We start from the raw sequence: 7,411 nt of genomic DNA on the forward strand, positions 1-7,411 counted from the left end.
TGTTTTCAATGGAGGCATTTCTGGATTGCTTCGCTTCGCGCGCAATGACGGTCGTTGTGAATTTATCGCCTCAAAACTTCTCCACCCAGGGCCGCAGCTCCAGCTCCCAGCTCCAAGCGCTGCGCGGCTGCTGCAACACGTTCCAGTAGCTCTCCGCGATGGCATCGGGATCGAGCATCGAATCCGGCTTCTCCGGCGCTTCCGCGCGCGCTGCGCTCCTGATGCCGCCATCGATCACGAAATGCGCGACATGGATGCCTTGCGGCGACAATTCGCGCGCCATGCTCTGTGCGAGCCCGCGCAGTGCGAACTTGCCCATCGCGAACGGTGCGGACTGCGCATAGCCCTTGACGCTGGCCGAGGCGCCGGTGAACAGGATCGCACCGTGCTGGTTCGGCAGCATGCGCCTGGCCGCCTGCTGCGCCACCAGGAAGCCGCCATAGGCACTGACCGCAATGGCGTTCGCCACGTCGGCCGGAACGAGATCGACAAACGGCCCGCGCGCGCGGCCGCTGGCGTTGTAGACGACCAGGTCGGGCGTGCCGATCTCGCGTTCGACCAGGCCGAACAGGCGCTCGACCTCATCAGGGTCTGTGGCGTTGCAGGCATATGCCTTGGCGCCAGTCTCGCTGCAGAGCGCGCCGAGCTTCTCGATTTTTCGAGCGGCCAGTGCGACGCGGATGCCCTGGGGGGACAGCAGCCGCGCCAGCGATGCGCTCAGACCTTCGCCGGCGCCGACGATGAGGGCGATCTTGTATTTGGGGTGTTCCATGACGTGATCTCTCGAAGACGGGAAGCCGCTGATCTATGCACGGTCCGCGCGGACAACCAGCCAGGACGATCACAATTCCGCAGAGCGAATTGCTCCCACGCGGCGATCATGCCTCCCTGACAATTTGCGGCTTTATCCGCTTTCGCGACTGGAGCATGATCGACATCATCCCAAGCGGCAAGCGCCAAATCAGCGCAAAGTGACCGCAAGGCGGAAACGAAGAGGACGATCATGCACAAGCCGGCTCCCGCGCAGGCAAAACAGGTCGCGGCCGCGCCATCCGGACTGCTGGCTCCCGATACCACCGGCATGAATTTCTACCGCGCCGATCAGGCGCTCACCGATCTCCTGCGCATTCATCTGCCGGACACGCTATTCCGTCACATCGAGCCGCATCTCGATCGCCTGGGTGAACTCGCCGGCGGCGTGCTCGATGAATGCGCGCGGCTCGCCGACCGGCACACGCCGGTGCTGCACCAGCGCGACAAGTTCGGCCGCGACGTGCAGTGGATCGAATACCACCCCGCCTATCGCGAGCTGGAGAAGGCAGCCTTCGGCGAGTTCGGCATCCACGCGCTCTCGATCCGCAAGGGCATCATGGGCTGGCCGGACAAATATCCCGTCGTCGCCAAGCACGCCTTCACCTTCCTGTTCAACCAGACCGAATTCGGCATGGGCTGCCCGATCAACGTCACCGACGGCTGCGCCAAGCTGCTCGCGAACTTCGGCAGCGACGCGCTGAAGGCGAAATATCTCGACGGTCTGACCCAGACCGACATGAGCAAGCTGACCCAGGGCGGCCAGTTCATGACCGAGAAGGAAGGCGGCTCCGACGTCGGGACGCTGACCACGACGGCGGTGCAGGAAGGCGACCATTGGCGCCTCACCGGCGAAAAATGGTTCTGCTCGAACGCCGACGCAAAAGTCGTGATGCTGCTGGCGCGCCCCGAAGGCGCCGGCCCCGGCACGCGCGGAGTCGGCCTGTTCCTGATGCCGCGCTTCCTGGACGACGGTTCGCAGAACCACTACCGGATCGTGCGTCTGAAGGACAAGCTCGGCACGCGCTCGATGGCTTCGGGTGAGATCAAGCTCGAAGGCGCGATCGCCTACGCGGTCGGAAAGCTCGATCGCGGCTTCGTGCAGATGGCCGAGATGGTGAACTCGTCGCGGCTTTCAAACGGCGTCAAATCCACCGCGCTGATGCGGCGGGCCTACCATGACTCGATGACGGTCGCCAAGAACCGAGTGGTGTTCGGCAACCGCATCATCGACCTGCCGCTGGGCCGGCGCCAGATGCTGAAGATCATGCTGCCGGTCGAGCAGGCGTTGTCGATGAGCTTTCTCACCGCGGACGCGCTCGACCGCGCCGAGGCCGGCAGCCAGGATGCAGCCGCACTGCTGCGCATCCTGACGCCGACCTTGAAATTCCGCGCGACCCGCGATGCGCGAAAGGTCTGTGGCGACGCGCTCGAGATGCGCGGCGGCATCGGCTATATCGAGGAATTCGCGACCGCCCGCCTGCTCCGCGACGCGCATCTCGGCTCGGTCTGGGAAGGCACCGGCAACATCGTCGCGATCGATGCGCTCCGGCGTGCGGTCGGCCGCCACGGCGCCGAATCCGCGCTCGCCGCCGATCTGCACGCCCGCCTTGATGACAGCCCCTCGGTGCCACAGGCCTGGCGCGACCGGCTCCGCGGCCTCACCGATCGCGCGGTCGGTTTTGCGCGCGAGGTCGCGGCCAAATCCGAAAACGAAGCCGATGCGCGCCGCGCCACCAGCCTGCTCTATCATGTCGCCAGCGCCGTGGCGCTCGCCTGGGAGGCACATCGTATTCACGCCATGCGCGGCGATGCGCGAAGGCTGTTGTTGTCGCGGCTGGTGATCGATCACCGGGTGTCGCCGAGCGGTCCGTTCCGGCTGACGGAAAATGCCGTGCAGCAGAAGATCGCGGCGCTGCTGCTCGGCGAGCGTGATGCCGGCATGAGCGAGGTTGGCGAACTGGTCTTGGCGGCGTAGGCTGCACCCACGTTCAAAGCAAAAAAAGCGATAGGGAGTGCTCGATGAAGGCCGCCGTCCTCCATGAAGTCAACAAGCCTCTGGTCATCGAGGATGTCAGCCTGCCGAAGCCCGGCCCGCGCGAGGTTCTGATCCGGACCTCGGTCGCAGGTCTCTGCCACTCCGATCTGCACTTCATGGAAGGCCTGTATCCGCATCCGCTGCCCGCGGTGCTCGGGCACGAGTCCGCCGGTATCGTCGAACAGGTCGGCTCCGACGTCACCTATGTGAAACCGGGCGACCATGTCGTCACTTGCCTGTCCGTGTTCTGCGGCACCTGCGACAATTGCACCACAGGCCGCACGGTGCTCTGCACCGACACCACCGTAAAACTGCTGCCGGGCGCCTCTAATCGGATGCAGTGGGCCCGCTCGGAGAAGCTGCATCAGTTTCTCAACCTCTCTTCTTTCGCCGAGCAGATGCTGGTGCACGAGAACGCGATCGTCAAAATCCGCAAGGAGATGCCGCTCGATCTCGCCGCGCTGATCGGCTGCGGCGTCATTACCGGCTACGGCGCGGTCGTGAACACGGCGAAGGTGACGGCCGGCGAGACCGTGGCCGTGATCGGCTGCGGCGGTGTCGGCATGGCTGCGATCAACGGCGCGCAGATCGCAGGCGCCGGCCGCATCATCGCCATCGACACCAATCCGGCCAAGCTCCAGCTCGCGACCAAGCTGGGCGCCACCGACATCATCAACCCGGCAGACGGCGACGTCGTGAAGCAGGTGCGCGATCTCACCAATGGCGGCGTGCATCATTCCTTCGAGGTGCTCGGCCGCAAGGAGACCGCCGAGCAAGCCTTCGGCATGCTCGCCTCGGGCGGCACGGCCACCATCGTCGGCATGATTCCGTTCGGCCAGAAGATCGAGCTGCATGGCTTCGACTTCCTGCGCGAGCGCAGGATCCAGGGCTCCTCGATGGGCTCGAACCATTTTCGCGTCGACATGCCGCGGCTGGTGGATTTCTACCTGCGCGGCCGGCTGCACCTGGAAGACTGGATCTCGGCCAAGCTGAAGCTCTCCGAGATCAACGAAGGCTTTGCAAACATGAAAGCCGGCAAGACGCTGCGCAGCGTGATCATGTTTGACAGCTGATGGCCGGATGAGGCGGGACGCTCAGGATTGAGGCAATTGGTCCGGGCCGGCAAGGTTGCAACGCGACTCTTTCAGGAGCAGCAGCGCCGCAGCTGTGACGAGACCGGTGGTGAGCAGGTACACGGGCGATATGTTCAAACCGGGCCCCTCGAAGACCAGATAAGAGAACAGTCCCGCGGTCGACACGATGAAGCCGAGCCAGGCAAGGCTCGGAAAACGAAATCCACGTTCGCCGCGCCAAAGATCAAGCACGAGGTAGTACACGAGAATGGTGTTGCAGAGTGCCGCCGGCAGCACGCCCAGGACGATTCCGCTTTCGAACGCCAGATAGGATAATACGCCGTTGACCTGGGCAATCACCGCGAAGGGCACATAGCGCGGATTGAGGCAGGCCAGGGCGATCGACGCAAGCTCGAACGCGTAGAAATACCGCTCGTGCATCTTCGGAAGCAGATACGGCATGAGCATGAGCGATACACACGCGGCCAGCAGAATAAACTCCGGCCCCGTCCGTCGAGAGCGCGCGATGAAGATCGACAAGGCGAGCCCGCTCGCGGCCGCGAGCACCATGCCGACGGCGACTCCGATCGCGTACGGCATTCCGCCAGCCAGCACCCAGATGTTCGCTGCGTTCATGGTGAGGCGATCGAAGGTGTGAGCCTGGTCCAAATAGACCGCGAACACGGAGGCCAAGGATCTCCCCGCGACCAGAACCGGAATGGCGAGGACAACATAGATCCCGGGAACGGTGGCGAGCCATGCCAGGTGGATCCTGCGGCGCAGAATCATGCCGAGCACGAAGGGTCCCAGGAACACGCCCTGAGCCTTCACCGAAAAGGCCATCGCAAATGACGCAACGCCATTTCGGTCCTGCATGAACAGCGCCACGGAAACCAGCGTGAAGAAGGTCCAGATCGAATCACTCTCCGCCCACACTGCGCCATTGAAGATCACCGTCGGTGCAAGCCAAACCGCGGAGAAGGCCAGGGAAGCGCGTAATGGCAACTTTGTCGCTCGCCAGACGATCTGGGCCACAGTGATCGCGCAGCCCAACTCGAATACTGCCGAGATCGCTTTCACATGGGAAAGTGGCTCGCCTAGCCAATCAAATCGGGCGGCAATCAGCAGGAGATAGCTGTAGAACGGCGTATAGTTGGTAAAGGCTTCGGCCAGTCCAGCGACACCGTGATCGCGAGCGAAGACATACCAGGGGATCAGATGCTGAATGGCGTCGTCGGTCGCGTGCTTCCGGGCGAAGTAGCGGAGCGCAAGGCCCACGAGTCCGCATCCGATCGCTACGGCAATTGCAAGCGGCCAATGGTTTGGTGGCGTCTTGTCCGCCTTGACGTCATGACCAGCCCCGCGGATCGCGTCGCTTCCAACAATGTCGTTTGTCACGCGATCACTCGTGAGGCTCCATTTTCGTGACCTAACCTCTACGGGCCATCAATTCACAGTTGCATAACGTCTGGTTTCGCAGGTCTTAGGATTGCGGCGAACCGGTTGCTTGGTTAGCGAATACTTTATGAACTGCTTCGGGGCATGATGCGGAGGATCGAGCGGAACTACCGCTGCAAATGTCGCGTAAAGATCCGCACCACGTGACCCCTGACCCGCGGCGCCTCGTCGTAGAGGTCTGAGGCGAGCCGCTCGATGGTCTCGCGCAGCGACAGGAACTGGGCCTGCCGCGCGCTGCTTTCGGTGCCCTGCATGCCCGCAAGCTCGTCCATCGCGGCGTCGCTGATCTGGCACTGCACGACCTCGTCGTCGTTCAGCATGGTGAAGCGAAAGGCGAGCCGTTCGAGATCATGGCCAATGATCCTGTCGCGCATGAGTGGCATCAAATCGTCCCGGTCGACCCCCGCGCCGAAAATGCCGAAAATCCCGCTGCTTGTCAGCAGCAAAGGCAATCCATCGCCTACTGGAACGCAACTTCGGCGAAACTGCGGAGCTTTCGCGAATGCAGCCGCTCGGATTCCTGCTGCTTGAGCCGTTCCAGCGCCTTCAAGCCGATCTCGAGATGCTGGCCGACGCGGCGGCGGTAGAATTCGCTGGCCATGCCTGCGAGCTTGATCTCGCCGTGCAGAGGCTTGTCGGAGACGCACAGCAGCGTGCCGTAGGGGACGCGGAAGCGGTAGCCGTTAGCGGCAATCGCGGCCGATTCCATGTCGAGCGCAACCGCGCGCGACTGCGACAAGCGGCGAATGACATCGGGACCGCTGATCTCCCAATTGCGGTTGTCGACGCTGGCAACGGTGCCGGTACGCATCAGGCGCTTGAGCTCGAAACCTTCGAGGCCGGTGACGTCCTCGACCGCCTCCTCGAGCGCCACCTGCATCTCCGCGAGCGCCGGGATCGGCACCCACAGCGGCAACTCACGATCGAGCACATGGTCCTCGCGGACATAGCCATGGGCTAGCACGTAGTCGCCGAGCCGCTGCGTGTTGCGCAGGCCCGCGCAATGGCCGAGCATCAGCCAGGCATGGGGCCGCAGCACGGCAACATGGTCGGTGACGTTGCGCGCGTTGGACGGACCGGTGCCGATGTTGATCAGAGTGATGCCGCGATAGCCGGGCACGACCAAGTGGAAGGCCGGCATCTGCGGCGCACGTGGGGGCGCAACGCCCGTCGTCGCGCCGCCGCTGCGCGTGATCACATTGCCTGGAGCAACGAAGGCATCGAGGCCGGCCTCGCCAGCCTGAAGCCGCTGCTGGCAGAGTTGCGCGAAGGCGTCGACGTAGAACTGATAGTTGGTGAAGATCACGAAGTTCTGGAAATATTCGGGGTCGGTGCCTGTGTAATGGTAGAGCCGGCGTAGCGAGTAGTCGACGCGGGCCGCCCGAAACAGGGACAGCGGCTCGGGCGCGCCAGGCTGGAGCTCGAAAGTGCCGTCGGCGATGGCATCGTCCATGGTCGCAAGATCAGGCACGTCGAACGCATCGCGCAGCGACCGCGTCACGGTCGAATTCTCGCTGGTGGTGATGGCGGCTTCGATGTTGATGTCGCGGCGATAGGCAAAGTGAACGGGGATCGGTTCGTCGGACTCGCCGATTTCGACCGGAACGCCGTGGTTCTGGATCAACAATCCGATCTGCTCTGTCAGATAAGTCCGGAACAGATCCGGACGCGTGACGCTGGTCTCGTGCACGCCGGGCCGGGCGACGAAGCCGTAGGCGAGACGCGAATCCAGCCGCGCATGCGTCGCGGTGGTGACACGGACGAAGGGATAGAAGGCCCGCACCCGCGTCGTGATTGCCTCGCCGTTGACGTAAGCTTCGAACCGGTCTCGCAGGAACTTCGTGTTGCGCTCGTAGATCTCTTCGAGGCGGGCGACGGCGAGGCCGGCGTCGGAAAAGGATTCGGTGGCGACGGAGGGTGGAGATTGGATCGATTGCATTGTTCGACGCCAGGTTGCTGGGACTGAATCGAACTATAGCAAGAAAACTAAAGCAAGAAAGAAGCCGCCCGTCATTGCGAGCGTAGCGAAGCA

The 7,411-nt window shown here is 63.3% G+C and carries 6 protein-coding genes; 2 read left to right on the top strand and 4 right to left on the bottom strand.

Annotation, left to right across the window (positions count from 1 at the left end):
• Positions 1 to 70 precede the first annotated feature (70 nt).
• Positions 71 to 772, bottom strand: coding sequence for an SDR family NAD(P)-dependent oxidoreductase (locus IVB47_RS03350; protein ID WP_247459789.1), 702 nt, complete (start codon positions 770 to 772; stop codon positions 71 to 73).
• A gap of 231 nt (positions 773 to 1,003) precedes the next feature.
• Between IVB47_RS03350 and IVB47_RS03355 the strand changes: the two genes are divergently transcribed.
• Together IVB47_RS03355 and IVB47_RS03360 are read left to right on the top strand one after the other, a co-directional pair.
• The gene (locus IVB47_RS03355; RefSeq protein ID WP_247459791.1) at positions 1,004 to 2,788 is read left to right on the top strand and encodes an acyl-CoA dehydrogenase family protein; all 1,785 of its coding nucleotides are present in this window, start codon (positions 1,004 to 1,006) and stop codon (positions 2,786 to 2,788) included.
• Positions 2,789 to 2,832: 44 nt separating this feature from the next.
• A complete protein-coding gene (locus tag IVB47_RS03360; protein ID WP_219682968.1) occupies positions 2,833 to 3,921 on the top strand; it encodes a Zn-dependent alcohol dehydrogenase in 1,089 nt (362 codons plus the stop codon).
• A gap of 21 nt (positions 3,922 to 3,942) precedes the next feature.
• Here the strand turns inward: IVB47_RS03360 and IVB47_RS03365 are convergent, their stop codons facing one another.
• The 3 genes from IVB47_RS03365 to IVB47_RS03375 all read right to left on the bottom strand — a co-directional run bounded on the left by IVB47_RS03365 (position 3,943) and on the right by IVB47_RS03375 (position 7,318).
• Entirely contained in the window at positions 3,943 to 5,319 is a 1,377-nt protein-coding gene (locus IVB47_RS03365; RefSeq protein ID WP_247459793.1) for a hypothetical protein, read from the bottom strand.
• Positions 5,320 to 5,486: 167 nt separating this feature from the next.
• Positions 5,487 to 5,762 (bottom strand): DUF1488 family protein, encoded by a 276-nt coding sequence (locus IVB47_RS03370; RefSeq protein WP_027570099.1) that lies wholly within the window; start codon positions 5,760 to 5,762, stop codon positions 5,487 to 5,489.
• Between the two features lie 77 nt (positions 5,763 to 5,839).
• Positions 5,840 to 7,318 (bottom strand): AMP nucleosidase, encoded by a 1,479-nt coding sequence (locus IVB47_RS03375; protein ID WP_247459795.1) that lies wholly within the window; start codon positions 7,316 to 7,318, stop codon positions 5,840 to 5,842.
• Between the last annotated feature and the right edge of the window lie 93 nt (positions 7,319 to 7,411).

The organism is Bradyrhizobium sp. 62 (genome assembly GCF_023073035.1).
Classification (GTDB): domain Bacteria; phylum Pseudomonadota; class Alphaproteobacteria; order Rhizobiales; family Xanthobacteraceae; genus Bradyrhizobium.